This window comes from Metapseudomonas boanensis (assembly GCF_042232855.1).
Taxonomy (GTDB): Bacteria; Pseudomonadota; Gammaproteobacteria; order Pseudomonadales; family Pseudomonadaceae; genus Metapseudomonas; species Metapseudomonas boanensis.
Genome location: NZ_CP113889.1, coordinates 5,605,564 through 5,632,289, shown reverse-complemented (window position 1 = coordinate 5,632,289; position 26,726 = coordinate 5,605,564). Strand labels below are relative to the sequence as shown.

The 26,726-nt window shown below is 63.0% G+C and carries 26 protein-coding genes and 2 pseudogenes; 13 read left to right on the top strand and 15 right to left on the bottom strand.

The annotated features are described in order from the left end of the window. Positions 1 to 81: 81 nt before the first annotated feature. Positions 82 to 1,653: a LysM peptidoglycan-binding domain-containing protein gene (locus OXH74_RS26130; protein WP_375739526.1), complete on the bottom strand. Its 1,572-nt coding sequence runs from the start codon at positions 1,651 to 1,653 to the stop codon at positions 82 to 84. A gap of 98 nt (positions 1,654 to 1,751) precedes the next feature. After that, the gene (gene gloB / locus OXH74_RS26125) at positions 1,752 to 2,531 is read right to left on the bottom strand and encodes a hydroxyacylglutathione hydrolase (RefSeq protein ID WP_375739525.1); all 780 of its coding nucleotides are present in this window, start codon (positions 2,529 to 2,531) and stop codon (positions 1,752 to 1,754) included. A gap of 61 nt (positions 2,532 to 2,592) precedes the next feature. Here gloB and OXH74_RS26120 point away from each other — a divergent pair, with 61 nt between their 5' ends. Then, on the top strand, positions 2,593 to 3,357 hold the full coding sequence (locus tag OXH74_RS26120; protein WP_215373785.1) for a methyltransferase domain-containing protein: 765 nt from the start codon (positions 2,593 to 2,595) through the stop codon (positions 3,355 to 3,357). Then, positions 3,358 to 3,801: a ribonuclease HI gene (rnhA, locus tag OXH74_RS26115; RefSeq protein WP_215373782.1), complete on the top strand. Its 444-nt coding sequence runs from the start codon at positions 3,358 to 3,360 to the stop codon at positions 3,799 to 3,801. 866 nt (positions 3,802 to 4,667) lie between these two features. On the opposite strand, the gene OXH74_RS26110 is transcribed toward rnhA, so the two are convergent. The 4 genes from OXH74_RS26110 to OXH74_RS26095 all read right to left on the bottom strand — a co-directional run bounded on the left by OXH74_RS26110 (position 4,668) and on the right by OXH74_RS26095 (position 8,005). Beyond that, a complete protein-coding gene (locus tag OXH74_RS26110; RefSeq protein ID WP_375739524.1) occupies positions 4,668 to 5,168 on the bottom strand; it encodes a DoxX family protein in 501 nt (166 codons plus the stop codon). Positions 5,169 to 5,180: 12 nt separating this feature from the next. Beyond that, positions 5,181 to 5,831: a hypothetical protein gene (locus OXH74_RS26105; RefSeq protein WP_375739523.1), complete on the bottom strand. Its 651-nt coding sequence runs from the start codon at positions 5,829 to 5,831 to the stop codon at positions 5,181 to 5,183. 126 nt (positions 5,832 to 5,957) lie between these two features. Then, entirely contained in the window at positions 5,958 to 7,268 is a 1,311-nt protein-coding gene (locus OXH74_RS26100) for an ATP-binding protein (RefSeq protein WP_375739522.1), read from the bottom strand. After that, a complete protein-coding gene (locus OXH74_RS26095) occupies positions 7,265 to 8,005 on the bottom strand; it encodes a response regulator (protein ID WP_375739521.1) in 741 nt (246 codons plus the stop codon). Before OXH74_RS26095 ends, OXH74_RS26100 begins: the two co-directional genes overlap by 4 nt. 275 nt (positions 8,006 to 8,280) lie before the next feature. On the opposite strand from OXH74_RS26095, the gene OXH74_RS26090 reads away from it, so the two are divergent. Next, positions 8,281 to 8,547: a DUF2790 domain-containing protein gene (locus OXH74_RS26090; RefSeq protein WP_375739520.1), complete on the top strand. Its 267-nt coding sequence runs from the start codon at positions 8,281 to 8,283 to the stop codon at positions 8,545 to 8,547. An 81-nt stretch (positions 8,548 to 8,628) separates the two neighbouring features. After that, entirely contained in the window at positions 8,629 to 9,858 is a 1,230-nt protein-coding gene (locus OXH74_RS26085; protein WP_375739519.1) for a cytochrome c biogenesis protein DipZ, read from the top strand. A gap of 71 nt (positions 9,859 to 9,929) precedes the next feature. Here the strand turns inward: OXH74_RS26085 and OXH74_RS26080 are convergent, their stop codons facing one another. After that, positions 9,930 to 10,724, bottom strand: coding sequence for an SDR family NAD(P)-dependent oxidoreductase (locus OXH74_RS26080; RefSeq protein ID WP_375739518.1), 795 nt, complete (start codon positions 10,722 to 10,724; stop codon positions 9,930 to 9,932). Between the two features lie 105 nt (positions 10,725 to 10,829). On the opposite strand from OXH74_RS26080, the gene OXH74_RS26075 reads away from it, so the two are divergent. From OXH74_RS26075 to OXH74_RS26055, 5 genes are all read left to right on the top strand, one after another. Continuing rightward, positions 10,830 to 11,780 carry a GlxA family transcriptional regulator gene (locus tag OXH74_RS26075; protein WP_375739517.1) on the top strand — a complete coding sequence of 317 codons (951 nt, stop codon included), beginning with the start codon at positions 10,830 to 10,832 and terminating at the stop codon, positions 11,778 to 11,780. Positions 11,781 to 11,968: 188 nt separating this feature from the next. After that, positions 11,969 to 12,175 (top strand): hypothetical protein, encoded by a 207-nt coding sequence (locus tag OXH74_RS26070; RefSeq protein WP_375739516.1) that lies wholly within the window; start codon positions 11,969 to 11,971, stop codon positions 12,173 to 12,175. Positions 12,176 to 12,237: 62 nt separating this feature from the next. Then, positions 12,238 to 12,414: a hypothetical protein gene (locus OXH74_RS26065; RefSeq protein WP_375739515.1), complete on the top strand. Its 177-nt coding sequence runs from the start codon at positions 12,238 to 12,240 to the stop codon at positions 12,412 to 12,414. Positions 12,415 to 12,541: 127 nt separating this feature from the next. Beyond that, positions 12,542 to 12,832, top strand: coding sequence for a hypothetical protein (locus tag OXH74_RS26060; RefSeq protein WP_375739514.1), 291 nt, complete (start codon positions 12,542 to 12,544; stop codon positions 12,830 to 12,832). Between the two features lie 3 nt (positions 12,833 to 12,835). Next, on the top strand, positions 12,836 to 12,970 hold the full coding sequence (locus OXH74_RS26055) for a hypothetical protein (RefSeq protein ID WP_375739513.1): 135 nt from the start codon (positions 12,836 to 12,838) through the stop codon (positions 12,968 to 12,970). 224 nt (positions 12,971 to 13,194) lie between these two features. On the opposite strand, the gene OXH74_RS26050 is transcribed toward OXH74_RS26055, so the two are convergent. The 3 genes from OXH74_RS26050 to OXH74_RS26040 form a co-directional block, all read right to left on the bottom strand. Beyond that, the gene (locus tag OXH74_RS26050) at positions 13,195 to 16,314 is read right to left on the bottom strand and encodes an efflux RND transporter permease subunit (RefSeq protein WP_375739512.1); all 3,120 of its coding nucleotides are present in this window, start codon (positions 16,312 to 16,314) and stop codon (positions 13,195 to 13,197) included. A 1-nt stretch (position 16,315) separates the two neighbouring features. Beyond that, on the bottom strand, positions 16,316 to 17,404 hold the full coding sequence (locus OXH74_RS26045; protein WP_375739511.1) for an efflux RND transporter periplasmic adaptor subunit: 1,089 nt from the start codon (positions 17,402 to 17,404) through the stop codon (positions 16,316 to 16,318). 322 nt (positions 17,405 to 17,726) lie between these two features. Next, positions 17,727 to 19,211 (bottom strand): PLP-dependent aminotransferase family protein, encoded by a 1,485-nt coding sequence (locus OXH74_RS26040; RefSeq protein WP_375739510.1) that lies wholly within the window; start codon positions 19,209 to 19,211, stop codon positions 17,727 to 17,729. Between OXH74_RS26040 and OXH74_RS26035 the strand changes: the two genes are divergently transcribed. Together OXH74_RS26035 and OXH74_RS26030 are read left to right on the top strand one after the other, a co-directional pair. Beyond that, entirely contained in the window at positions 19,181 to 19,630 is a 450-nt protein-coding gene (locus OXH74_RS26035) for an FMN-binding negative transcriptional regulator (RefSeq protein WP_375739509.1), read from the top strand. The genes OXH74_RS26040 and OXH74_RS26035 overlap by 31 nt on opposite strands. After that, a complete protein-coding gene (locus OXH74_RS26030; RefSeq protein ID WP_375739508.1) occupies positions 19,615 to 20,379 on the top strand; it encodes a sulfite exporter TauE/SafE family protein in 765 nt (254 codons plus the stop codon). Before OXH74_RS26035 ends, OXH74_RS26030 begins: the two co-directional genes overlap by 16 nt. Before the next feature lie 82 nt (positions 20,380 to 20,461). Here OXH74_RS26030 and OXH74_RS26025 read toward each other — a convergent pair. After that, a pseudogene (locus OXH74_RS26025) lies at positions 20,462 to 20,701 on the bottom strand (DUF934 domain-containing protein); the annotation flags it as partial. On the opposite strand from OXH74_RS26025, the pseudogene OXH74_RS26020 reads away from it, so the two are divergent. Beyond that, positions 20,692 to 21,897: pseudogene (locus OXH74_RS26020) on the top strand (sensor histidine kinase); the annotation flags it as partial. The pseudogenes OXH74_RS26025 and OXH74_RS26020 sit on opposite strands and share 10 nt — an antisense overlap. A 42-nt stretch (positions 21,898 to 21,939) precedes the next feature. On the opposite strand, the gene OXH74_RS26015 reads toward OXH74_RS26020, so the two are convergent. Beyond that, entirely contained in the window at positions 21,940 to 22,176 is a 237-nt protein-coding gene (locus OXH74_RS26015) for a DUF2798 domain-containing protein (protein ID WP_375739507.1), read from the bottom strand. Between the two features lie 60 nt (positions 22,177 to 22,236). After that, entirely contained in the window at positions 22,237 to 22,950 is a 714-nt protein-coding gene (locus tag OXH74_RS26010) for a cysteine hydrolase family protein (RefSeq protein ID WP_375739506.1), read from the bottom strand. Between the two features lie 149 nt (positions 22,951 to 23,099). On the opposite strand from OXH74_RS26010, the gene OXH74_RS26005 reads away from it, so the two are divergent. Further along, positions 23,100 to 23,960 (top strand): AraC family transcriptional regulator, encoded by an 861-nt coding sequence (locus OXH74_RS26005; RefSeq protein WP_375739505.1) that lies wholly within the window; start codon positions 23,100 to 23,102, stop codon positions 23,958 to 23,960. A 43-nt stretch (positions 23,961 to 24,003) separates the two neighbouring features. Here the strand turns inward: OXH74_RS26005 and OXH74_RS26000 are convergent, their stop codons facing one another. Continuing rightward, positions 24,004 to 25,596 carry a DHA2 family efflux MFS transporter permease subunit gene (locus OXH74_RS26000; protein WP_375739504.1) on the bottom strand — a complete coding sequence of 531 codons (1,593 nt, stop codon included), beginning with the start codon at positions 25,594 to 25,596 and terminating at the stop codon, positions 24,004 to 24,006. Then, positions 25,593 to 26,690 (bottom strand): HlyD family secretion protein, encoded by a 1,098-nt coding sequence (locus tag OXH74_RS25995; protein WP_375739503.1) that lies wholly within the window; start codon positions 26,688 to 26,690, stop codon positions 25,593 to 25,595. The genes OXH74_RS26000 and OXH74_RS25995 overlap by 4 nt, the downstream gene beginning before the upstream one ends. Positions 26,691 to 26,726 lie beyond the last annotated feature (36 nt).

Below are 26,726 nucleotides of genomic sequence, written 5' to 3'. Positions count from 1 at the left end.
ACTCAATCACGAGAGGTTCGTGGTCTTCCAACGCTTCGCGAAATTGGCAAGGCGCTGCCAGAAAGCGATGGTATTGAAGGGTTAGCGCAGGTAAAGGGTAAGCGTTTGACCAGGCTTGAGGCTGCCACTGCGGGGGTTCCAGCGCTGCAGGTGTTCCATTTCAACATTGAAACGCTTGGCGATCAGGTACAGTGAATCGCCTCGCTTGACCTTGTAGTAGGTCACCGCATCGCGACTGTTTGCTTTCTTGCTGCGGGTGACGGAGGTGGTGGCACTGCCCTGCAGGGCGAGGGTCTGGCCGGCCTTGACGCTGTTGCCGGAGAGCGAGTTCCAGCGCTTCAGATCTTTGACGTTGACCTTGTACTGCTTGGCGATCTGCCACAGGCTTTCGCCGCTCTTTACCTTGTGACTCTGCGCCCTCGCTGGGGCTTGATTGCTAGCGACATTCTGGAACAGCGGTTGCTGAGGCTTGAAGCCCGGCTCGACCGGAATGCTCAGCTGCTGGCCCACGCGCAGGCGGTTGCCGGACAGGCCATTGATGTCCTTAAGGGTCTTGACGGTCACGTGGTAGCGGTTGGCGATGCCATGCAGACTGTCGCCGTTCCGTACGCGGTATTTCTGCCAGTCCACCAGTTCAACGGGCTTCATCATTGCCAGGTTGGCTGTCAGCAGCTCAGCCTTGTCCGTCGGCACCAGCAGGTGCTGGGGGCCGTCCATGGTGATGCGCTTCTTGAAGGCCGGGTTGAGTTGGTACATCTCGTCTTCGTCGACGTCCACCATGGCGGCGACGCGAGACAGGTCAAGACGCTGCTGCTTGACCTCGACCACTTCGAAGTAGGGCTCGTTGGCGATGGGGCTGAGGTTCACGCCGTAGGCTTCGGGCGCCATCACCAATTGGGACAGGGCGAGTAGCTTGGGCACGTAGTCCTGGGTTTCCTGCGGCAACGGCAGGTTCCAGTAGTCGGTAGGCAGGCCCAGCTTCTGGTTGCGCTCCATCGCGCGGCTGACAGTGCCTTCACCTGCGTTGTAAGCAGCCAGCGCTAGCAGCCAGTCGCCATTGAACATGTCGTGCAACCGGCTCAGGTAGTTGAGTGCGGCATTAGTGGAGGCGGTGATGTCACGGCGGCCGTCGTACCAGTTCGTCTGGCGCAGATTAAAGTGGCGGCCGGTGGATGGGATGAATTGCCAGATGCCCACAGCGTGGGCGCGGGAATAGGCAAAGGGGTTGTATGCGCTTTCGATCACAGGCAGCAGCGCGAGCTCAAGGGGCATGTCGCGCTCTTCCAGCCGCTCCACGACGTAGTGGATATAGAGGCTGCCGCGCGAGCTTGCACGTTCGATGAAGGACGGATTGCTGACGAACGAGAGGCGCTGGCGCTCTACGCGCGGGTTGACGCCGATCTCATCCTGCAATTTGAAACCGGTGCGCATGCGCTCCCAGATATCCTGGGGTGCGCGCTCTTCTACTGCGTCTTCCAGCCACTGAGGCTGTTGGCTCATGGCTAAGGCTGGGTCGGTGTCCACGCCCTGGTCCTCGTCCCTCTGCCCCGTGCTTTGGCAGCCGGCGAGGATGGCTGCAAAGACCACCACGAGGGCTCGTGCGGCTCGTGCCAATGCATCCAGGTCGAAGATTCGGATCGGCGAAGACAACATTGGCTGAGGGGGGTATCCGGGGGAAAAGGTCGGGCGATTCTAGAAACCGACCTGAGGCTGGTCAAGTTTTCACCAGTCGGCATCTTCCCCGGATAAGCTCAGAATTGATCCTTCCAGGCACGCAACGTCGCGAAAACCTCGGTGGGCGTGCGGTTTTTCTTGCCAGCCCGCTCGTCGGCCATTTGTTTAACGGATGTTTCGCTAGCTCGCAAGAACGGGTTGGTTTCCCGTTCCAGTGCTATGGATGATGGCAGGCTGATGCCGCCTGCCTCGCGCAGGCGCTGCACATCGGTAAAGCGCTTGGCCGTCGCCTCGTTGCCCGGCTCGACGGCCTTGGCGAAGCGCAGGTTGCTCAAGGTGTATTCGTGGGTGCAGTAGACCTGCGTCTCGCCGGGCAGTGCCGCGAGGCGGCTAAGGGAATGGTGCATCTGCTCGGGCGACCCCTCGAAGAGGCGGCCACAACCCGCTGCAAACAGGGTGTCGCCGCAGAAAAGTAGTGGCGTGGTCGCGTCGGCGTGAAAGTAGGCGATATGACCCAGCGTGTGGCCTGGCACCTCGAGTACCTGGAAGTCCAGCCCGAGCACCTTGACGTGGTCACCATCCGAGAGGGCCTGATCGCGGGCGGGGATGTTTTCCCGTGCTGGGCCAATGACTCGGGCGCTGCAGGCTGCCTTCAGCCGTGCGACCCCGCCGATGTGGTCGGCGTGGTGATGGGTAACGAGGATGTCGCTGAGCTGCCAGCCCGGATGGGCGTTCAGCCAGGCGAGTACAGGCGCGGCGTCGCCCGGGTCGACCACGGCGCAGCGGCGGGTTTCGTCATCCTGCAGCAACCACAGATAATTGTCGGAAAAAGCGGGAAGAGCATCGATTTGTATCATGTCGGGTGTCGCCAATCGGGAAGCATTGGCGCATCTTAGGGCTCTAACGCAGGAGATTGCCATGACCGAGAAAGCATTTGCTCAGGCCGATGCCAACTGGCTGGAGCTCATAGGAGATGCCCGCGACTGGCTGTCCGGTCCGTTGGGCGGAATGATGCTGTTCGAAGAGCAACGCCTGCTCGAAGATGAGTTGGCGCGATACTTCGGTGGCTACCTGGTGCATTACGGTCCGCGGGCGGAATTGCCGCCGGGCGCAAAACAGATCCAGCGCAGCGTTCATCTGGGGGCGCCTTTGCCAGGTGTCGAGATCGCCTGCGAAGAGAATGCCTGGCCGCTCAGCGAACATGCCGCCGATGTGGTGGTACTGCAACACGGCCTCGACTTCTGCCTGTCGCCCCACGGCCTGCTACGCGAGGCTGCGCGCAGCGTGCGACCGGGCGGGCATCTGGTAATCGTCGGGGTCAATCCCTGGAGTGCCTGGGGTGTGAGGCATTTCTTCGCCCACGATGCATTGCGTCAGGCCCGCTGCATCTCGCCGCTGCGTGTAAGCGACTGGCTCAACCTGCTGGGCTTTGCGCTGGAGAAACGCCGCTTCGGGTGCTATCGTCCGCCGCTCGCTTCAGCCGCCTGGCAAGCCCGACTGGCTGGAATGGAGCGTTGGGGCGCCGCCGGAAAGGGCTTCGGCGCAGGCTTCTATCTATTAGTGGCGCGTAAGCTGGTGGTCGGCTTGCGTCCGCTGCGTCAGGCCCGGCGCGAGCCGATGGGCAAGCTGGTGCCGATGCCGGTGGCGAAAGTCAGCCGGTGCGATTCCAAACACGAGGCATAAGTGAGCGAACTGGTCGAGATCTACACCGACGGTGCCTGCAAGGGCAATCCCGGTCCCGGTGGATGGGGGGCATTGCTGGTCTACAAGGGCGCCGAGCGGGAGCTATGGGGTGGTGAACGTGAAACCACCAACAACCGGATGGAGCTGATGGCGGCTATCCAAGGGCTGGCGGCGCTGAAGCGCTCATGCGAGGTGAAGCTGATCACCGACTCCCAGTATGTAATGCAGGGCATCACCGAGTGGATGCCCAACTGGAAGAAGCGCGGCTGGAAGACGGCCGCCAAGCAGCCGGTCAAGAATGCTGACCTCTGGCAACTGCTGGACGAGCAGGTGAACCGTCACCAAGTGCGTTGGCAATGGGTGCGCGGCCATACTGGCCACTCGGGCAACGAGCGTGCCGACCAGTTGGCCAACCGGGGTGTCAGCGAGTTGAACGCTCGATAAATTTCGCTGCGGTACAGCGGGCAACATTATTCATGGGCTCTGAACATGCGTTACGTCGCAGATTTCTACCCACTCGTCAGGTCTGTAAAAGACTAGACGTGGCGCCTGGCCTGAGGTTGCCGGTAGGTGTCACCCATTTTTCAGGAAAAAATGTAAACGAAAGGCTGTTTTTTCAAGCTTTCGTTTACATGCTTCTCCGAGTCGTCCTCGATAGGCGAAATCGGGGTCTGAGTCGAAATCCTTCCTGCGTACCGACCGGGCCGTCGAACTTCATCCCTTCGAGTAGCTTGGTGGCCTGATTGTCTTTCACGACTCGGGCGTTGTTCTCGCCGGGGCGTCCGCTCGGGTCGTCACTGAAGCGTCGGGCATAGTTTGCCGCTTCATGAAGGCCCAGATCAGATAGACGTTGCCATTCTTGGTGTTGCCTTCGCTCTTTTTCTTACCATTCGAATAGTGGGCGCTGGCCACGCAGCGGGCATCGACTTCAACAAGGCAAATTCGGCGCGCAACTGGCTACTGTGCAGCAGGTGTCGCTCCAACCCGTCATTTTGCGCATTGAGCGTTTCGATGACCGCCACATTGGCTTTTATGGCCATAGCGACCTTGGTTGACAGGCCCAGCCGGTCGACCGAGGTCGCAGCCAGTTTTTTGATGCTGGCGCACCTGGCCGGCTGGCCACCACAAAACCGCCATTTTCAACAGAATCTGCCGCAAGCAGACATTTCACGAAGCTGTATTGCTCACCTATGGGCGCCTGCCTGTTGGTCAAATCTGATGCAATTGGTTGGTCAAGTGGGTACGAGCACGTCCCCCACAAAAAAGCCCACGTATCCACCCGGATATGTGGGCTTTGTGCTGCAGCCAAATCAGGCTTTGCGGCGGAACAACAGGTGGTCGAGGCTGAAGCGCCCGGAGCCGTTGAGCAGTAAGGGCATGGCTGCGATCAAGTAGATCAGGGGCAGTTTGTAGTTGCCGTAGCCTTTGTCGCTGATGGTGTAGCCCTGGGCGAGTTCCGACAGGGTCGACCAGTGTTCCGGCCAGTGCACGGCGGAGATGGCGACCACAGTCAGCCCCATAAGTACGAAGGTTGCGAATCGGGTGCCGAGGCCCAGCAGCAGGAGCAAGGGGGCAATCAGTTCGGCCCACATGGACATCTGCCAGCTGAGGTCGGCCGGAAGCACGTTGAAGGGGAAGGGGAAGGCGGACTGGATATCGACGAACCAGTTCTGGCCGTTCCATTTCTCCAGACCGGACTCGAAGAATTCCCAGGCCAGGAACAGGCGCAGGGGCAAGTCGGCGCTCCAGGTGCCGAGGCGATTGAGGTGGGTGAAGGCGTTTTTCAGTGGGGCGAGTGCAGGGTAGTGCATGGTGACCTCGAATCAGCGGGCGGTGGCGAGCGGCGCGCGGGCCGACTGGGCATTGCGGCGCAGGCGCTGGGCCAGCTTGGCGGTGAGCTTGAGCACGATGGCGGAGAAGATCAGGGCGAAGCCCAGCACATACCAGGGACTCATCGGGATACGCTTGTAAAACGACAGGCAGAAGATCGCCGCCAGTACCCAGCTGCCGCTGCTGTGCAGGGCCTTCCAGCCGCGGCCGCCGAGGGCCTTCATGGCGCTGGGGAAGGAGGTGAGGCTGAGCAGCAGGATGAACAGGTAGCCCACCGAGCCGGGGATGTTGGCGGCCACCGAGCGTCCGGTCCAGAACACCTCGGGAAACAGCTTCCCGTAGGTCAGGATCAGCACGCCGTGGATCAGGTGGGAGAAGGCGAAGGCCAGGCCGAAGAAGCGTCGCTCGCGCAGCAGCGCACGGGTCGTCGGGCTGGGCAGCAGGATGGCCAGCGACGAGGCGAGGAAAGCGATCAGGAACAGGGCGAAGGAGGTACGGGCGGTGACGCGGATGGCGCTGCGCAGCGCCTCCACCAGCTGTGGCTGCCAGAGCAAGGCCAGCGCGGTGGCGACGAGCACGAGCAGCGCTAGCAGGTTGAACAGGCGCCAGCCATGCAGGCTGGCGGGTGCAACGGGCAGATTCATGGGCGAACTCCTGGAAACGGGGCGCGGTCGGCGGAATGCCACCGCGCTGTCCGTGTCATGCTCGCCGGCCGGCGTGTCCCGGATGTGTCTGCCGGGGGCTGTCCTGTATCGCTCTGTATCGTCGCCTCAGCCCGTTACATTGAGTTCCAGTTCGGCGCACAGGCCGCCGTGCTCGCGGTTGCGCAGGATCAGGCGGGCTCCCAGCGCCTGGCTCAGCTGCAGGGCGATGGCCAGTCCTAGGCCGGTGCCGCCGGTGCTGCGGTTGCGCGAGCTCTCCACCCGGTAGAAGGGTTTGAACACCTCCTGCAGCTCTTCTTCGGCTATGCCTGGCCCCTCGTCCAGCACCTGCACCCGAACCTTGCCCTGTACATCCCGTTGTACGTCCACCCGAGCGCCTCCGCCGTATTTGAGGGCGTTGTCCACCAGATTGCTGAGTACGCGCCGCAACGCATGGGGGCGGGTTTCCAGCAGCAGGCCGCTGGAGCCGGAAAGGCTCACCGCCTGGCCGCTGTCCTGGTAGTCGCAGACCAGGCTGTCGAGGAAGGAGTCGAGGTCGATACGGCACAGGGTTTCGCTGGCGCCGTCCATGCTGCGGGCGTATGCCACGCCTTCGCGCACCAGATGCTGCATTTCGTTCAAGTCACTCCACAGTCGGTCGCGCTCAACTGAAGTTTCCATCTGTTCGACGCGAAGCTTCATGCGGGTGATGGGGGTCTGCAGGTCGTGGGAAATCGCCGCAAGCAGCTGCATGCGCTCCTTCAGGTAGGCGCCGATGCGCCCCTGCAACTCGTTGACGGCGCGGGCGGCGTAGGCGACCTCCTGAGGTCCGCGTTCGTCCAGTACCGGGCCTGAAGCGTCTGGGTCAAGGTGGTCGACAGCGTGGGCCAGGCGAGTCAGCGGGCGGATGGCCATGCGTACCGCCAGCCAGGTACAGACGAGCAGCACCACCAGTTGCAGGATCAGCACTACCGGTAGCCACTGCGCCACGGGAATCGGGCCGGGGGTGACGTCCACTGTCAGTGGCTTGCCGTCGCTCAGTATCAGGTGCACCTGGAAGTGGGGCGTAGGGGCGGGAATGTTCTCGAAGCGCAGGCGATAGCGCTCGCCGATGGCCCGCTCTATGGAAACCGCCGCCATATAGGGCTGGTCCATGTCCATGGGGACGCCTGGTAGCCCTTCGTCGAGTCGGTACCGATAGTTGCGCCGCGCCAGTAACGACAGCCAGGTAGCGCGCTCATCCGCCGGCAAGCGGTCGATCAGGGCCACGGCAGTGCTGACGTCATGCTCCAGGTTGCCGAGCATCACGTCGCGACCGGTCTGGTAGCGCTCGTAGAACTGCGAGGCGAAGGACAACCCATAGGCCAGTACCAGCCCGGTCAGGAAGATCAGCGCCAGACGTGTGGCCAGCGTGCTCGGCCAGCGGAGCAGGGACATCATGTCGTCGGCTCGATCAGCTGCACGGGCAGCGAGAAGACATAGCCTTCGCTGCGGACCGTCTTGATATAGGCTGATTCGCGGGCGTCGTCCTGCAGTCGTTGGCGCAGGCGACTCACCAGCAGGTCGATGGAGCGGTCGAACACGTCCGCCTCGCGACCCTGAGTGAGGTTGAGTAGCTGCTCGCGGCTGAGCACCCGCTGCGGATGGTCGAGAAAGACGCGCAGCAGGCGATACTCGGCGCCGCTCAGAGCGACCACCGTATCGGCCTCGTCCAGCAGGTGCCGGGCAGTGGTGTCCAGGCGCCAGTTGCCGAAGCCGATCAGCCGGCTGCTCTCGCTGATCTGCAGGTTGGGCGGCAGCATGCGGCTGCGCCGCAGCACGGCGTTGATCCGCGCCAGCAGCTCGCGGGCGGAGAAGGGCTTAGTCAGGTAGTCGTCGGCGCCCATCTCCAGGCCGACGATTCGGTCGGTCTCCTCGTTGCGCGCGGTGAGCATCAGCACCGGCGTGGCCTTATGCTTGCCCACTCGTAGCTCGCGGCACAGCTTCAGGCCGTCGTCGCCGGGCATCATGATGTCGAGCACGATCAGGTCCACCGCGTTGCCTTCGAGGAAGGCGCGCATCTGCCGGCCATCGGCGGCCAGGCTCACGCGCAGGCCGTTCTTCTTTAGATAGTTGCCGGCAAGCTCACGGATTTCCCGGTCGTCGTCGACGATAAGGATGTGATCGACATGGTCCATGGACATACCTCTTTCTGATGAATGCGCGGCTTAATGTATCGGTCAACGCGGTGCTTGCCCGCTGCCTTTTGTATTGCAGTGTATCCAGCGCCCCGTTGATACCTGCGATTGCACAGTGGCCTGAAAGTATCCCTCTGTATCAGGATCGCCTGGAGATACCTGGTCGGGTAATGGCGGGCAGCTGCGGACATATCGGCGATACCTCCCACCGGTGGAATAGGCACCCAACGGATGCAGTGGTGCATCCGTCCTATTTCCCATTGGTGAGAAACGTCATGAAAATCCTGTCCCTGGGCGCCGCCTGCCTGCTGGCAACCACCTACAACTTTGCAAGTCCTGTGGTTCAGGCCGCTGAAAGCGTCGCGCCCGAGCGTTACCACTACGGTATGCACCTGGATATCAGGAAAGTGGTGGGGGTTCACGAAGAGGCCTCCATCCTGTGCCAGGTGGTCGATGCGCGCATGGAGTACCTGGACTCCAACGGCCAGTTGCGCAGCCTGGCGTATCGCAAGCTTGCCGACACCTGCGCCAACCAAAATTGAGCCACCACATGCCTTCCCGCGTCGTGACGGCGTGGGTCGAATGCCCAGGGCCTTTGGGGCCCGCTCTTCAATGAGGTGCCCATGTATATTGTCGCCTTTCTTGGCGGGGTGCTGACGCTGTTCAGTCCCTGCGTCCTTCCTGTCCTGCCCCTGTTGTTCTCCCGTGCCGGAGGGCCGGCTTGGTCGCCCTTGCTGACCCTGGCCGGCCTGGCCTCGGGTTTTGCCGTGTTGGCGAGCCTGGCGGTGGTTCCCAGCGAGTGGGTGATCCATGCCAGCGAGTGGGGGCGTAACCTCGCCTTGGTGCTGCTGGCCGTTTCGGCGCTGGCCCTGCTGTCCAGTCGTTTTGGCATCTGGGTGTCGCGCCCCTGGCTGTGGTTGGGGGATCGTCTGCACGGCGAGGCGCGCCGCCTGCCTCCGGCGCTCTCGGCCTGGCTGATGGGGTTTGCTGCCGGCCTGCTGTGGGCGCCCTGTGCCGGCCCCATCCTGGGCCTGATATTGTCCGGGGCGATGCTCAACGGTGCCAGCGCCTCCACCAGCCTGCTGTTGCTCTGCTTTGGCCTTGGCAGCGCCGTGGCGATGGGCGTACTGATTTTCCTCGGGCGTAGGGCGTATCAGCGAGCCAAGCTGTCGCTGCGTGCGGTGGAATGGCTGCGCCGCGGTACCGGCGCCCTGGCCTTGCTGGCGGTCGTCGGCATCGCCACCGGTATCACAGATCGCCTGGCCGGCGTTAGTGACTCCCGCCTCGCGGCCGAATTGGAGCGCAAGGTGATCGACGGTGTTCCGGTGCTGATGGATAAGCTGGTGAACAACGCCCGTGCCGAGGGAGTTGGACAACTGCCTGACCTGGGCTCGATGCCATCGCTGGAGGGCGCCAACCAGTGGCTCAACTCCCCGTCGCTGAGCAACGAGCAGCTGCGTGGCAAGGTGGTGCTGGTGGACTTCTGGACCTTCGACTGCATCAATTGCAGGAATAGCCTGCCTTACGTGAACCAATGGGCGCAGCGCTACGCGGACAAGGGGCTGGTGGTGATCGGCGTGCACACGCCCGAATACCCCTTCGAGCGGGTCATCGACAGCGTGCGCGAAGCGACCGTCCGCCTGGGGGTCAAGCATCCGGTGGCGATCGACAATCAATACCGCATCTGGAATGCCTTCACCAACCAGTACTGGCCGGCGCATTACTTCGTCGATGCCAACGGCCGGGTTCGTCACCTGCACATCGGTGAAGGCGACTATAAGGAGCAGGAAGCGATCATCCAGAAGCTGCTGCAGGAGCGGGACGCAGCGGAGAAGGACGTCAGTGCCACCTAATAGGCCGTATGCAGGAGCGAGCGCTGCTCGCTCCTGCATCTGTTGCGGTATCGGCTGAGACGCGCTGGTACTCACTTGGAATAGCGTGCGGCTGGGGCGTTCAAGGACAGGTACGGCATCAGCTTCTGCCGCGCAGCTTCATAAGCCTCAAGATCCGCGATGTGCGGGAGGGCGGGAATGGTGACGAACTCGCCCTGGTCGAAGCCGGCCAGTGCAGCATCCACCATGGCATCCGCCTGCATGACGATGGCGCTGGGCAAGTACTCCACAGGTGTGCCGGCCGCAGCCCAGAAGTCGGTCGCGGTTGCGCCGGGCAGTACGGCCTGGACCCTGACGTTTAGGTCGTGCAGTTCCTTGTGTAGGGACTGGCTGAAGGCGAGGACGAAGGCCTTGGAACCCCCATACACGCCATTTAGTTTCTCCGGCGCGATGGCGACGATCGAGGCGATGTTGATGATGGTGCCGCCACCTTGGGCGACGAAGCCCGGCGCGGCCGCGTAGGTCAGGCGCATCAGCACGTTCACGTTGAGGGTGAGCAGGTTCTCCAGCTCGTCGACGTTCGACTCCAGCAAGTGATGGGTCGCACCGACGCCGGCGTTGTTCACCAGCGTCGTGATGCTGGAATCCTTGCGAAGAATGTCTTCGACCCGTGCCAGATCAGCCTTGTTGGCAAGGTCGGCAACCACAACCTCAATGTTTCTTCCGGTTTCGTCGCTCAGGCGCTTGGCCAGCGCATTGAGGCGCTCACGATTGCGGGCGACCAGGATCAAGTCGTGGCCACGGCGAGCCAGACGGTCGGCGTAGATCGCACCGATGCCGGACGAGGCGCCCGTGATGAGTGCGGTACCGGGATGGGAGTGGGTCATGTCGTTTCTCCAGGGTGGGGTGGGACTGGAGAGCAGAGTGCGGCGCTTTTACTATGTCTTAAATGACATTTAGAGTTATGTTTTAGGTCATCCTCGGAGGCGCACATGCATCGAATCGGCTACCTGCTGATGGATGGTTTCCAGGTGCTTTCGTTGGCCACCCAGACCGTATTCGAGTACGCCAACCTCGCCGCGAAGGAACCCTTCTACAGCATCGAGAACTTCTCTCCGGCTGGCGGACTGGTGCGCTCCTCACTGGGGCTGGCCGTCGAGACGCGCCCATTGGACGCGCCCCGCCTGGCGGACACCTGGATGGTCATCGGGGTCAATGACCCGCTGGCAGCGCCGACTCCGGAGGCTACCCTCGACTTCGTGCGTCAGGCCGGCAGCCAGGCACGGCGTACGGTGGGCGTCTGCACCGGGGGCTTCGTGCTGGCCGAGGCGGGCCTGTTGGCCGGGCGCCGTGCGACGACCCATTGGGCCTTTGCCCATGAAATGCGCAAGCGTTATCCGGACATCGAAGTCGAGGACGACCGCATCTACCTCATCGACGGGCCCATCTGGACCTCCGCCGGCATGACCGCAGGGCTCGACCTCGCCCTCGGCATGGTGGAGAAGGACCTGGGCGCGGATGCGGCCCGCTCGGTCGCCCGCAAGCTGGTGATGCACCAGCGGCGCTTCGGCGGGCAGTCCCAGCATTCGGAGATGCTCGACCTGGCACCCAAGTCCGACCGCATTCAGAACGCGCTGAACTATGCGCGCAACCACCTGAGTCGCTCGCTCAGCGTCGAGGAGCTGGCAGAAGTCGTGCACCTGAGCCCGCGTCAGTTCACCCGCGTATTCACCAACGAAACCGGTCATTCCCCGGCCAAAGCCATCGAGGGGCTGCGCTTGGAAGCGGCGCGGCTGATGATCGAACAAAGCCGCCACTCCTTGGACGTGGTCGCCAGGGAAACCGGGTTTCGCGACCGCCGCCACATGCGGGAGGCTTTCCTCCGTGGCTTCGGCGTGCCACCCCAGGCCGTGCGGCGGGATGCCCGTGGCGTGACGGGGTGAAGGGGTGCCTAGCTCGGTTTGTAACCTTCCGTACCTCTGCGCCTGTGTACACATTCGCATGCAAATCGGCCGCAGGCCAACACACGTGAGACATCTGGTCCTTCGAGACTTAGTCCGTCCACCCTTGGCAGCCGAGATGACTGAAGGTGGTCCGGAATGATGCCCACAACCCGAGCGGAAGCCATTCGATGAAGACCCTGAAGAGCCTGCTGACGTCTATCGTCTTTTCGCTGGCTGGCGTTGCCGTGCACAGCAACGCCGCCACCGAGAACCACCGCAATTCCAGCGGTGTTTGTTTCCAGACGACTCCATTGAGCAGCAAGAAGTTTTCACCGAAGTCGGCCGAAGCTGGAGCCAGCGGCGACCCTCAGGACCGCTCGCTGGTCGCCCACTGAGCCGCCGCTGGCGGGCGCGGCCTATAACTAACCTCCAGAGTTGGGTACAGAGGACTGCCGCCATGAGTGATGCGAACTGCGAATTGTTGGCGCAAGTGTTGACCGCCCACGGCGGCCTGGAGCGTTGGAACAACTTCAGCGCGGTGCACGTCAGTATCGTGACCGGCGGATCCTTGTGGGGCATGAAGGGGCTGACCCAGGACAGCGCGCCGCGGGAAATGAGTGTCTGGCTGCATTAGCGGCGCGCGTCGGTCATGCCCTTCGGGGCGCCGGACAAGCGCACCGTATACTCGCCCGGGCGCATCGCCATCGAAACCACCAGCGGGCACGTGGTGGCCGAACGCGCGGACCCGAGGGTGTCATTCGATGGCCACGGGGAAACCACCCCCCTGGGACCCGCTTAACCGGGCCTACTTCAATGGTTATGCGCTCTGGTCCTACCTGACCATGTCGTTCCTGTTCACCCTGCCGGGTGTCAGGGTTGAGGAGTTGGCACCGTGGGAGGAGGGCGGCCAGCACTGGCGCAGGCTGCGGGTGCACTTCCCGGTCAGCGTGGCGACCCACTGTACGGTGCAGGACTTCTACTTCGGGGCGGATTTCCTGCTGCGTCGCCACGACTATCAGGTCGATGTCAGCGCAGGCTTGCCCGCTGCCTAGTACATGTATGACTACATCGAAGCCCAGGGCCTGCGCCTGCCCGGCAAACGGTGGGCCTATCGACGTGACGAACAAGGCCGTGCCATCGAGGCGCAACTGCTGGTATCCATCGACATCAGCGACCTGCGCTACGAATGATCCGGCGGGACTCTTGTCTAGACTCGCCCCGGGTTTCGGCCAGTTCCTCCAGCAGCTTAACCCTGCGGGGCATAGTGCAGCGTGTCCAGCTATGAGGCAGCAGTGCCTCGGTAGTAACCACCAGGGGCTGCACAGACGGTAAGGTTGTTCACCAGCTCGAGCGTCCGGCCGCCGCAATGCCTCGGAGCCCCACGCCAGGCCCGGGCGGTGCGGCGTTACGCACGTTAGTGCGTTTCCAGAGGCGCCTGCTGCTGCGCGCTTAGCTTCTCCCAGTCAGGCCCGGTGCTGGCCTTGGCCCCGCGGTTGATGCCCAACACCAGCGCGCAGAGTGCCGGTAGAAACAACAGAGTTAGCACCGTGCCCACCAGTACTCCTCCGATCAGCACAAAGGCCAGGGACGACCAGAACACCGAGAACGTCAGTGGGATGAATGCCAGTGCGGCGGCCAGGGCAGTGAGCAGCACCGGCCGGGCACGGCGCACCGTGGCTTCGATGATCGCCTCGCGCAGGGGGCGGCCGTGGGCCTGCTCTTGCTCGATCTGGTCGGTGAAGATCAGGGTGTTGCGCATCAGGATGCCGCCAATGCCAATCAGCGCCAGGATGGCGTTGAACCCGAAGGGCTGATTGAACAGCAGCAGCACGGGAACCGCGCCGATCAGGCCAAGCGGTGCGGTGGCGAAGACCATGAACATCAGGGCGAAGGAACGCACCTGGAACATGATCACCACCAGGGTCAGCAGGATCATCACCGGGAACAGGACCGCGAGGGCCTTGTTGGCCTTGGCGCTTTCTTCCACCGGCCCGCCGATAGCCACCCGGTAGCCAATCGGCAGCTTGGCGATCAGCGGTTGCAGGTCGGCGTACACGGCCTTTTCCACATCCGGCGGCTGGGTGCCTTTGATGATGTCGGCGCGCACCTCGAAGGTCAGGTCGCGGTCGCGGCGCTTGAGGATCGGTTCCTCCATCACCGGCTGGAAGCGGCCGACCTGCTCCAGCGGAATCGAAACGCCGGCGGCGTTGGTGATGGTCAGGCCCTCGATGCCGCCGAGATTCTCCCGCTGGGCATTCTGCGCTCGCACCATCACCGCCACGGTGCGGGTACCTTCGCGAACTTCGGTCACCGGGTTGCCGGTGAGCAGGGCGTTGAGCTGGCTCTTCACCTCATCGGGGGTGAAACCGAGCAAGCGCAGGCGATCCTGGTCCAGCACCAGGCGATAGGAGCTGACACGCTCGCCCCAGTCGACGAAGGTGTCGCGGGTCATAGGGTTGGCGGCTACAACTTGGCGTACGTCCTCACTGATTTGCCTCAGTTGCTCCAGATTCGGGCCGGACACGCGGAACACTACCGGGAAGGGCACCGGCGGGCCGAACACCAGTTGGGTGACTCGCACTCGCGCGGAAGGAAATTCACCGGCGGCGATGCGTGCCTGCATGCGCTCGCGCAGGGCGTCGCGGGACTTGGAGTCCGCCGTCTGCACGATGATCTTGGCGAAGGCCGGGTCCGGCAGCTCGGGGTTCAAGGAGAGGAAGAAGCGCGGCGCGCCGCCGCCCACGTAGGCGTCCACCAGTTTCGTCTGGGGCTCCTCCAGCAGTGCCTTCTCCACCTGGGCGACCACGCTTTCGGTGGCTTTGAAGGCGCTGCCCGGCGGCATGTAGACCTCCACCAGCAGCTCGGAACGGTCGGAGTTGGGGAAGAACTGTTTCTTCACGGCCCCCATGCCGAGGCCGCTGACGACGTAGGCCGCCACCACCAAGGCGGTAACCGTCTTACGGTGGTTTACGCACCAGGTGATCAGGGCGCGCAGGCGCTGGTAAAGACGAGTGGCGTAGAGCGCATCATGACCGCCAGCCACCGGCTGGATCTTCGGCAGCATCTTCACCCCCAGGTAGGGCGTGAAAAATACCGCCACTACCCAGGAGGCGAGCAGGGCGAAGCCGACGATCCAGAAGATGTTGCCGGCGTATTCCCCGGCTCCGGATTTGGCGAAGCCCACCGGCAGGAAGCCGATCACGGTCACCAGGGTGCCGGTAAGCATGGGCGCGGCTGTTGACGTCCAGGCAAAGGTGGCGGCTTGGATGCGGTCGAGGCCTTCTTCCAGTTTCACCACCATCATTTCGATGGCGATGATGGCGTCGTCCACCAGCAGGCCGAGGGACAGGATCAGCGCGCCCAGGGTGATGCGGTCGAACTCGCGGCCGCTCATCAGCATGACCACAAAGACGATGGATAGCGTCAGCGGCACGGCGGCGGCCACCACCAGACCAACGCGGAACCCCAGGGCCAGCAGGCTGATCAGCATCACCACGCCGAGGGCGACGAAGAACTTGAGCATGAACTCGTTCACCGCGATGCGGATCTTCTCGGCCTGGTCGGAGACCTTGTCGAACATCACACCCAGCGGCAATTCGGCGTGGATGCGGTCCTCTTCAGCTTGCAGTGACTTGTCCAGTTCCAGGCCGTTGAAGTGCGGTTCCATGATCACGCCGAGCATCAGCGCGGGTTCACCCTGGTGGCGAATGCGGTAGGTCGGTGGGTCTTCGTAACCGCGCTGCACCGTGGCGACGTCGGCGATGCGCAGCAGTTTGCCGCCCGCATTGATCGGCACATTCTCGATCAGCTTCAGGCTGTCGAAGGCACCGTCGAGGCGGATGTAGGCGCGCGGCCCGCTGGTTTCGACGAATCCAGCCGGGGCCACACCGTTCTGCTTGCCCAGGGCTTCGAAAATCTGTTCCGGCTTGAGGCCTAGGGTGGCCAGGCGCTCGTAGGAGAACTCGACGAAGATGCGTTGGGACTGTTCGCCGAGAATGTTGACCTTCTTCACGCCGGGCAGGCGCAGCATGCCCTGGCGCAGATCCTCCGCCATCTGCACCAGCTGGCGGTGGGGCATTTGCCCGGCTTCCAGAGCGTAGAGGGCGAAATAGACGTCGGAGTATTCGTCATTGAAGAACGGCCCGATGACGCCACGGGGCAGGCGCTTGGCCTCGTCGGAGAGCTTCTTGCGGGTCTGGTAGAAAAGTGCCTGGATGTCAGCCGGGCGGGTGGAGTCCTGGTATTGCAGTTTCATGGAGACAAAGCCGGGCTGGGCTATGGTCTCCACCCGATCGTAGAGGTCCAGCTCCTGCAGACGCTTTTCCAGGCGGTCGGCCACCTGCTCCTGCATTTCTCGCGCGGTGGCGCCCGGCCATGCGGCGGTGATGGTCATGGTCTTGACCGTGAAGGACGGATCTTCGGCGCGCCCCAGCTTGCTAAAGGCGATGGCTCCGGCGGCCAGCGTGGCAAGGATCAGGAACAGGGTGATTGCCCGGTTGCGCACCGCGAAGGCGGAGAGGTTGAAGCGGCTCATCTCAGTGCTCCAGGGCCAGGGATGGTGCTGGCAGTTCACGCACACTGTCGCCGGGGCTGAGCAGGTTGGCACCGAGGGCGACTATGCGTTCGCCCGGTTGCACGCCACCCTGCAGTACCGCTTCTTCCTGCTCCAGGCGCACCACGTTGACGGAGCGCAGATCGACCTTGCCGTCGTTACCGATGACCCAGACGCCGGTGCCTTGGCCCTTGTCATGCAGGGCACCTAGCGGGACACGCATCAACTGCTGCTGGCTCGTGCCATCGAGGCGCAGGGTGATGGTGGAGCCGATAGCCAGGGCCGGAGATTCGTCCCCCAGGGTGTAACGGGCGCGGAAAGTGCGGGTGGTGTTGTCCGCTGCGGCAGAAAGTTCGCGCAGGGTGGCGGGCACAGCGACGCCCGAGGCGCCGTAGGGATAGGCTCGGGCCGGATGGTTGGCCAGGGGGCGCTGGGTTTCCGGAATATCGATCACCGCCTCGCGGGCACCGTCGTGGGCGAGGCTGGCGACGATCTGGCCTTCGGCGACCACCTGGCCGCGGTCCACCCGTACATCGGTGATCACGCCGTCTCCGTCGGCCTTGAGGGTGGAGTACGTTCTGCGATTTTCCACCTGAGCCGCTTCCGAGGTGGCGGCGGCGTGCTCGGCCTGGGCCACCCGCAGACGAGTGTTGGCCTGATCATAGATCTGCCGAGAGACCGCTCCAGTTCCGGTCAGGCGACGATAGCGGGCTTCATCGTCACGGGCCTGGCGTAGCTCGGCTGCGGTGGCGGTCACCCGGTTGCGCGCCGTGCGCAGGGCCAGCTCGAAGTCGGTGTTGTCCAGCACCAGTAGCACGTCACCTTGCTTGACGCGGGTGCCCGGGTCCACCTTGCGGGCGATCACCTTGCCGCCGACACGAAAGCCCAGGTCGCTGGTGGTGCGGGCCGCCACCACGCCGGTATACAGCGCGCTCTGCTGGGCAGCCGACCGCACCTCGGCCGCAAGCACCGTGCGTGCTTGGGGGGCTGATATCACGGTTTCAGCCTGACTGTTGCAGCCGCTTATGGCCAAGGGGATCAAGGCAAGTAGGGCAAGCTGGGTGTAATTCATGATGCGGTCCTCTGGAGCGGCCAAGGGCGGATTACTGAGCGCCTGAGATATGATGGTCATAATTTTATTGAGTTGTATATATGCCGATCGTCATTTAATTGAATGCCCAGGGTGGAGGAGGCCTACGGAGCTACAAAAGGTGGGGAAGGGGACTCGGGTGGCCATCAATGGGGATGACTGACAGGCTCTGGCAGTGCGGCGCCATTCTTGAGCCAGCCTCGCCGCCAGATGGGTCATCCAGCCTGGAGCCGCTGTAGGACGTGGGTTGATCCGCCGCCAGCTTGAATCCACGGCGCGCAGGAGCCTGCATGAGGCGAGAAACTTATCGAAGCCCTTCGACAAGGTCCTGAATCACTTCAGCGAGGACATGAATTCCCTCTTGAATCTCCTGCGTCGTCAGGCCTGCATAGCCCAAAATTAGCCCTGCCGGTCGTTCGTTGGCTGCCGATGCGGGGCAGGCAAACAGCGGCGAGAGTGGGTAGACGCCGACTCCGCGTGCGAGCGAGTCCGCCTGCAACTTGTGCTCATCCTGGGCGCGAAGGGCCGGCAACAGCAGCACGCCATGCAGTCCCGCGGCCATGCCGACCAGGTGGCCGTGCCCCGCCAGATGCTGTTCAGCGGCCTCTAGCAGCGCTTTCCGCCGCCGTTCGTTCTCCCGGCGCAGGCGACGAACGTGGCGCTCATAGGTACCGTTTTCGATCAATGAAGCGAGCACGTTTTGCTCCCAACTCGGCGAGTGACGATCCGTCAACCGCTTGGCTTCCCTGAAAACGGGAACCAACTGATGCGGTAGGACCAGGTAACCCAGTCGAAGCTGAGGCGAAAGTGCCTTGGAGAACGTTCCGACATAGATGACGCGAGCATCCGTGTCCATGGATTGCAGTGCATCGATAGGGTGCTGGCCGTAGCGAAACTCGCCGCCGTAATCATCCTCAATGATCCACGCGCGCTGCCGACTTGCCCATTCCAGCAGTTCGTGGCGGCGCGCGATGGAAAGCACCGCGCCCATCGGGAACTGGTGAGACGGCGTCACATAGGCCAACCGCACGCGATCATCTTCTGGTAGACCGCTGGTATCCAACCCGGATGCGTCGACAGGTGTTGGCAACGCGGTCGCGCCCGTTGCCTCGAAGCAATATCTGGCCATGCGATAGCCCGGCTCCTCGAAGACGAATGCGTCTCCCGGGTTCAGCAGAAGCCGAGCACACAGGTCGAGTCCCTGCTGCGAGCCATGCACGACGAGAATCTGTTCCGTATCGCACTCCAGACCTCGCGCGCGGCGCAGATAGCTTTGGATTGCGCTGCGCAATCGCCCTTCACCTTCGGGCTGACCGTAATAGAGGCTCAGCCCGCGCTTGACCAGTTCGGCTCGATAGGCGCGCTGCCAGCCCAGGGTGGGAAAGTCACGCGAGGCAACCGAACCGTACTTGAAGTCGATACGCGCAAGCGGAGACGCCATGCTGTAAGGCTTCAGAGCGGCAACGCGTTGCCCATACAGGGATAGCGCAGGCGGCAGATCCACCTGCGCCGAGCCCGCGTGAGCACGCCCAGACAGGCTAATCATCCCGTCCGTTACCCTGGCGGTTTTCCCCGTCGATGTCGTGACAAATCCCTCGGCAGCTAGTTGCTCATAAGCTGCCGTCACCGTGGTTCGCGACACGCCGAGCTCGGCCGCCATTGCTCGTGTTGAAACGAGTTTCGTACCCGCTGCAAGCGTGCCGTCCTCTATCTGTGCGCGTAGCTTGGCATAGATGCGGCGTTGCGCACCGCGGGAGGATGCATCTGGCTGGGCTGGAAACTGGCCCATGGAAATACCTCAAAACTGGCACTTTTTATTGTGCAGGTCGTGATCGAGATTATGGGTACTCATCCGCCCGAAGTGAAACCCCGATGTACATTCCCGAGCACTTTGCCGAGCGCCGTCCAGCACAGCTGTGCCGAATCATCCGCGGCAATCCGCTGGGTATTCTCGTGGCGCCCGGGGACTCCGAGATTTATGGCCGCATTCCCTTTGATCCCGAGCTCCTCCGGCGCAGCTTGGCACTGCTGACAAGGCATCACGCATCCAGTGAGCGCCGGCCGCGAAGCCCTTGCCTCGGCCATGCAGGAGGCAAGCGGATTATGACCACAGCCCCACTCGCAGCCCTTTGTCCGCGGCCGGATGCACATCCGGGTACTCTTCAGGCCAACCAGAACAGGGGGACCAGACCTTGGAACTGGAACTGACTACCAGCACGATCCTAGTGACGTTCGCCGGCGTCTTTCTGATCTGTTTCATGAAGGGCGCATTTGGTGGTGGCTTTGCCATTATCGGCATCCCGCTTCTGTCGCTGGTGATGGACCCCATCACAGCTGGCGGCCTGCTCGCACCGTTGTTCATTGCAATGGACTTGTACGGCCTGCGTTACTGGAAACCCTCGACCTGGTCAAAACCAGACCTGAAATTGCTGGTGCCAGGGCTTGTCGTCGGTATTGGCCTTGGCTACCTGCTCTTCCGCATGCTGGATCACCACGCGATTGCCATAGTGATGGCAGCAGTCACGCTGATTTTTGTCGGACTCTGGTTCAAGGCCGGTGGTGAAGTTGGGGTACAGCCGCGCTCATCGCCCAAGGCGGTGACCGCGGGCATCACATCGGGCATCACGACCATGGTCGCGCATTCCGGCGGGCCACCGCTGGCGATGTACCTACTGCCGCTCGGCCTGAGCAAGCAGGTCTATGCCGGAACCACCAGCATGTTCTTCACCGTGGGCAATCTGCTCAAGGCAGTGCCCTGGCTGCTCGTGGCCGGGCCTACAGGCAACGTATTGAGTCTGATGGCTATCTGCTCGCTCGCCATTCCTTGCGGTGTGTGGCTTGGCTGGCGCCTTCACGCAAGACTGGAGCAGCGCCAGCTGTACCGTGCCTGTTATGGCCTGCTGGCGGTGACAGCCCTTAAGCTTCTGTGGGATGGCGTCTCCGGCTATATCGTCTGAGTACATGTGGTCGAGACGAGTTTGTAATCGCCGCTCGGCACCAAAGGTTGCAGCAGCACCAGCCAGAACAGACCACACAGCATCACGTCGGTTCGGCGTCGGCGTCGAGACGCCCACGGCGAAACAGTGGCCGCGGTTCGATGGCCGAGCGGCCGTACAGCACGCTCAAGCCCGCCAGCCCCTTGAGCGCGTCCTCCACCGACTTGTCGGCGCGCACGGCGAAGGCATCGAAACCGCAGCGGCGCATATGCGCCAACTGGTCACGCAGCACGTCGCCGATTGCGCGTAGCTCTCCGCGCCAGCCCAGGCGGGTACGCAACAGCTCGGACCGCCGTGTTGAAATTGGTGGCCTCCCAGGCGGCGATTTCCTTGGAAAACGCTCGCCTGTACCGCGACGTGGTGGAACGCGGAACCAAGATCCGCCGCCTGATGGATTCCAACATCATTGGCATCGTTCTCTGGAGGAATGATGGCGAGATCACCGAGGCCAATGACGCGTTCCTGCGCATGGTGGGTTATCGGAGGGAAGACGTGGTTTTCGGCAGTATCGGCTGGCGGGACCTGACACCAGTGGAGCTGTTCGGGGTCACCGAGCAGGCCATGAAGGACGCCGTCAAGGTCGGCTGGGCGCAGCCCTTTGAGAAGGAGTACGTTCGCAAGGATGGAAGTCGACTGCCGGTGATCGTCGGTGTGGCCACCTTTGAGGCCAGCCGCCAGGAGGGCGTAGCCTTCGTCCTCGATCTCACCGAGCGGAAACAAGCCGAAGCGAAGGTGCGTGAAAGCGAACGGCGTTATCGCGAAGTGCAGACGGAACTGGCTCACGCCAACCGCGTTGCCACCATGGGGCAGCTCGCCGCCTCTATCGCCCACGAAATCTACCAGCCTATCGGCGCCACCGTCACGAACGCCCATGCTGCGCAGCGCTGGTTGGGAGCCCAGCCACCGAACCTGGAGGAGGTGGGGCAGGTGCTAGGCAACATCATCAGGGACGCCAACCGAGCGGCGGATGTGCTGGGTCGGATTCGTGGAATGATCCGCAAGGCGCCCCAGCAGAAAGAACCGGTGGATATCAACGAGGCCATCCGCGAGATGGTCGAGTTCACCCATTGCCCGGCCAGCAAGCATGGCGTTCAGGTGCATACGCAGCTGGTGGGTGCATTGCCCTTGATCGAGGGCGACCGGGTCGAGCTGCAACAGGTGCTGCTCAATCTGATCATCAATGCGCTGGAGGCCATGGATAGCGTGGACGAAGGGGAACGGCAGCTGCGGATCAGTACAGCGCTGAACAGTACCGGCTGTGTGCAGGTAACGGTGAGCGACTCGGGACCGGGGTTCGCTTCCGAGTCGGCCGAGCAGGTCTTCGCACCGTTCTATACCACCAAACCCACCGGCCTGGGCATGGGTCTATCCATCTGCCGCTCCATCATCGAAAGTCACAGCGGCCGGTTATGGGCAAGCGACAACCAGCTCCGAGGTGCGGTGGTCCAATTCACCCTGCCGGCCCATCAGAATGCTTGAACGGGTTTGCGAAAACAGAGGTGATCGAGCGCCCCAGCCGCTTCACGGCAATTCGTCCTGGACGAGAACGGCTGTCAATCGCCTGACCCAGGGGGTGGCCAGCACGACGATGGGGAGCATGGTGAGCCAGGACAGCAGCCAGCTGTTCATCCAGTACGACAGCAGCGCGGCGAAGGGCAGGTTCATCGGGCTGGCGATGGCTGCGGCCACGGCGCAGGTGATCGCTGATTGGATGACGCCCGCGGCGTGTTGGCGATAGCGGTAGGAAATCTTGCGCATGCGAACAGGCTCTCGATGAAGGACCGCGCCACTGACGGCGCGGTCCTGCTGCATTGGCATTCAATGGCCTTTCAGGCGCTCCAGGGTTTCCGCCGTGGTCCACAGCGCATTGGCGATGTAGCGGTAGTTGATCAGCGCGGCGAGGTAACCGTCGCCTTCCGGCGTCGTGGGTCCGGCAGTCGCGTCGCGCACCACGGCCACTTCGAAGCCCTGCTCCAGCAGTTCTCTCAGATGCGATTCCACGCACAGGTTCGCCGCCATGCCGGCCAGGATGATCTGGGATACACCGTGCTTGCGCAGTTGCAGCGCCAGATCGTTGGTCTCCGGGCCATAGACCTTGTGCGGGGAGGCGATGATGGTCTTGCCGTCGAGGATGTACGGCTTGTACTCGGGCATGAAATCGGCACCGGAGTTCTCGAAGCCTTCGAGGGTCAGCGGTCCCTTGCGGTCGAACATGCAGATGCTGTGCATGACCTTCTCCAGCGGGCCGCCAAACTGCCACTCGTGGTCGCACGGATAGTAGTAATGCGGGGAAACGGCGACGGTGATACCGGCTGCCTTAGCGGCAGCGAAGAGTTGGCCAATGTGCTTGACGGTATCGTGCTCGGTGATGCTCTTGCCGAACACACTCCAGCTCACGCCCTCGGGGCTGAGGAAGTCGATCTGCGGGTCGATGACCACCAGTGCAGCCTTGGCAAGGTCGAGCTGCATGCCCGGATCGGGCAAGGCAGGCTCAATGGGGTCGGTGTAGATGGATCTGGTCTCACGGCTCATGACGGGACTCCGGTCGGCGGTAGGGGAATTCGTTTTCGCCGTGGCGGGCTGGAGGGCTCGTGGTTACCATCGGCGACGGTTGAATCCTAATTCCGCGTCGAATCGGGCTTTTGCCAGGACGTACCAAATCTTTTGCGGGTTGTCCCTTTATGGATGTTCTCTCCGAATTCTTCGAACGCACCAACCTGCAGGGCCGGCTGTTCTTCGCGGGGCCAGTGGAAGGGACGCTGGTGCTGGACAAGCCGGAGGACATGGCGTTCATCCATGTCGTCCAGCGGGGTGGCATTGATATGGTCCAGCCCGGGGTGCCGAAGATCTCGATCAGCGAGCCTGCGGTGCTGTTCTGTCCAAGCAGTTGCCGATACCAGTTGCGGTCCAGCTCGCAGCAGCCTGCGGAACTGATTTGCGCCTCCTTCCTGTTCGGACGGAACTCCCCTGGGCCGTTGCACCTCGGGCTACAGGAAACCCTGGTGTTTCCGCTCGACACGCTGGAGCCCCTGGCTCCGGTGATGGGCTCGCTGGTAACCGAGTTCCAGGGACGGGCCCCGGGCCGCTCGAAAGCCTTGAACCTGCTGTTCGAATACCTGTTCGTGCTGCTGGTCAGGCGTGCGGTGGAGGAGGGGCGGATTTCCAGCGGTTTGCTGTTCGCCCTGCAGGACAGACGATTGGCAGCGGTGCTCAGCCGAGTCCACGACGAGCCTGAGGCCGCGTGGTGCGTCGAGGAGCTGGCGCGTCTGGCGAACATGTCCAGGTCCAGGTTCTCGGCGCACTTCACCGAGATCATGGGCACCTCCCCAATGGGCTACGTCACCCAGTGGCGCATGAAGGTCGCCCAGGACCTGCTGCGTGACGGCGTGCCGATCAAGGTGATCGCTTCTGCGGTCGGTTACAGCTCCCAGGCGTCGTTCTCCAGGGTGTTCACCGGTTTGGTGGGCTGCCCGCCGGCAGAGTGGGTCAAGCGTGTGTCCGGTAGCGAACCCACCCTCATCGTGGCCAAAGTGCGCGACTAAGGGCGTGCGGCGCGATTCGATGCATCGCCCAAGAGATGCTGACTCACGCGCGCCCTCGCGTAGCCCGGCGTTTCGCGTATTTCGACAGCCCGATCTTGATGCCGACCAACACAGGGGCGGCGAATACGAAAAGCAGGGCGACTGCGTTGAACGCGGTGTCAAAGGCGATCACGGTGGACTGACTTGTCACGCCCCGGCCCAGAAGGCTCATCGCTGTGCGGCTGGCAGCCGCCGCATCCATCCCTTTCGCCGCGAGCATGGCTGTGGTGGTCGTCAGCCGTTCGATGACGGGCGTCCCCCCGGCGGTGAGGTTGGCGCCGAGTATCACGCGATTGGCGACGACGTGATGCTCGATCAGTGTCTGGAGTGCCGCGACGCCGATAAGACCACCCAGTTGGCGGCCCGTATTGAACAGGCCAATGCCGGAGGCAAGGTTTCGGCTGTTGAGTTTGCTGAATGCAATCAGGGTGATCGACAGGAACAGGAAGCCAAGGCCCAGGCCACGCAACAGGATGGCCGACATCATGTCGGCCGTATCGCTTTCGTTGGTGGAGCCGGACAGCATCCACATCGCCGCCATGATCATCAGGATGCCAAAGGGCACGGTGGCCACTGGGGGAACGCGCCGGGCCTGCATGAGAAAGGCGGCAAACAGGAGCGCGCCGATGAAGAGCGCGCCGCTGGGCAACAGCAACAGGCCGGCATCGGTAGGGGTGAACGCGAGAACGGACAGGGCGAACGCGGGGATCAGGAACGCGCTGCCGAACAAGGCGGCACCAGCCACGAAACTGACGATGAAGGCGAAGGTGAAGTCTTCCGATTCGAACAGGGTGAAGTCGAGCAGGCCTCGGCCCTTGGCGAGCACTTGTTGACCGAGGAAGGCCAGCAGGGCGGCCAGGCCGGTCAGGGTCAGCCAGACGATGTGGGGCTCTTCGAACCAGTCCCAGCGGCTGCCCTGGCTCAGGACGTAGGTGAAACAGAGAATCACGGTGGCGAGCAACGTGGAGCCGAGCCAATCGAATGGCCGCCGCCGCGCCTTGGCGGGCTCCGGGGTGTCTGCAATGAGCAGAAGGCCGACGGATGCCAGGGCAAGCGGGACGGCGCTAAGGAAGATCCAGGTCCAGGACTGGCTGTCGATCAACCAGCCCTGCAGGGCCGGCGCGAAGGTGGCGGATGCGACGACGGCGCCCATGGCGAACAGAGCTTGCAGGAGTGGCTGCTGGTGCCGGGCATAGGCGAAGAAGATGAGCGTCTGCCCTGCGACCAGCAGGCTGCCGCCGGCCAAGCCCTGAATGATGCGAAGCGCGATCAGCAGGTCCAACCGGGCGGTGATGGCGGCCAATCCGCATGACAGACCCATGACCAGGGTTGCGCCGATGACCACATTGCGCGGCGGGAAACGGCTCAGCAGCCAGGGGGCGGTCATGAACCCCATGAGCTTCAGCGCGGTGTATCCGACATCCAGCCAGGCGAACTCATCCGGCGTTGCGTAGGTGTCGCCGATGATGTCGCTGCGCCCCAGGGCGAGAACGGTGCTGGCAATGGCTTCCGTCAGCGTGGCAAGCACGATGCCTACCAGCAGAGCAATGCTGGTCCGGGCTCCTACGCGGCTCGAAATGGTGGCAACGGTTGTCATGAGCCGCTTCGCCCTTCGATTTCGACCCGCGCGGAGAGGCCCGGCACGATGCGGCCTGGCAGCGGATTGCTGACGAAGCGGATTTTCACCGGAACGCGCTGCACGACACGGACGAAGTTGCCGGTGGCGTTGTCCGTGGGGAGCAGCGTGAACGCCGACCCGCTACCGGGTGCGAAGCTGTCGACTACCCCTTCGAGCGTCCCGTCCGGGTAGCCGTCGAGGGTGATGCGCACGCTCTGGCCGGGCTGAATGTATTCAAGCTGGGTTTCCTTGAAGTTCGCCACCACCCACACGTCCTGGACCGGGACGATGTCGAGCAGGGAAACGCCTGGCGTGACGAAGCGGCCAACGCGGACTTGGCGGTTGCCGACGACGCCATCGACAGGGGCGCGCACGACGGTGCTGTCGAGATCGATCTGGGCGACTTCGAGCGCTGCCTGTGCCTGCGCCACAGCGGCCATGGCAGCTTCTCGCTGCGCCACGAGGACAGCGATGCGTTGATACTGGGCCTCTACCGTTGCGGAAGCGGCCGATACCGCCGCCTCGGACCTGAAGCGCGCCGAATCGCTCTCGTCGACCAGGGCCTGGCTCACCGCGTTGCTGCGGATGAGCTTGTGGCTGCGGTCGTGAGTCTTGATCGCCAGGTTCATCTCGGCCACGGCCGAGCGTTTCTGGGCTTCGGCCTGCCGAATCAGGGCCCGCTGAAGCTGGGTCTCCGCCTCGACATTGGTCAGACGCGCCTCGGCCACCTTGACGTTGGCCACTGCCTGCGCGAACCGCGCCCGGTAGTCCCGATCGTCAATGCGGAACAGGACATCACCTGCCGTGACGGCCTGGTTGTCCTGGATTTCGACCTCGGTGACATAGCCACTGACCTTGGCGGCGAGGGAGGTGACGTCGCCACGGACGTAGGCGTTGTCGGTTGACCTCGCGCCACTGGAAAACGCCATGATCGATCCGGCGATCACGACCAGGATGGCGCTTGTAAGCAGCAGCAAGCCGACCACCTTTTTCCTGTTTGGCCGCGACGATGCGACACCGGTCCTGGAGCTTTCGCCGGTTGTGCTGGCGACCTTGTGCTCACGCGCATTCATTTCTCGTTACCTGTTTAATTCCGTTGACCTCCAGCA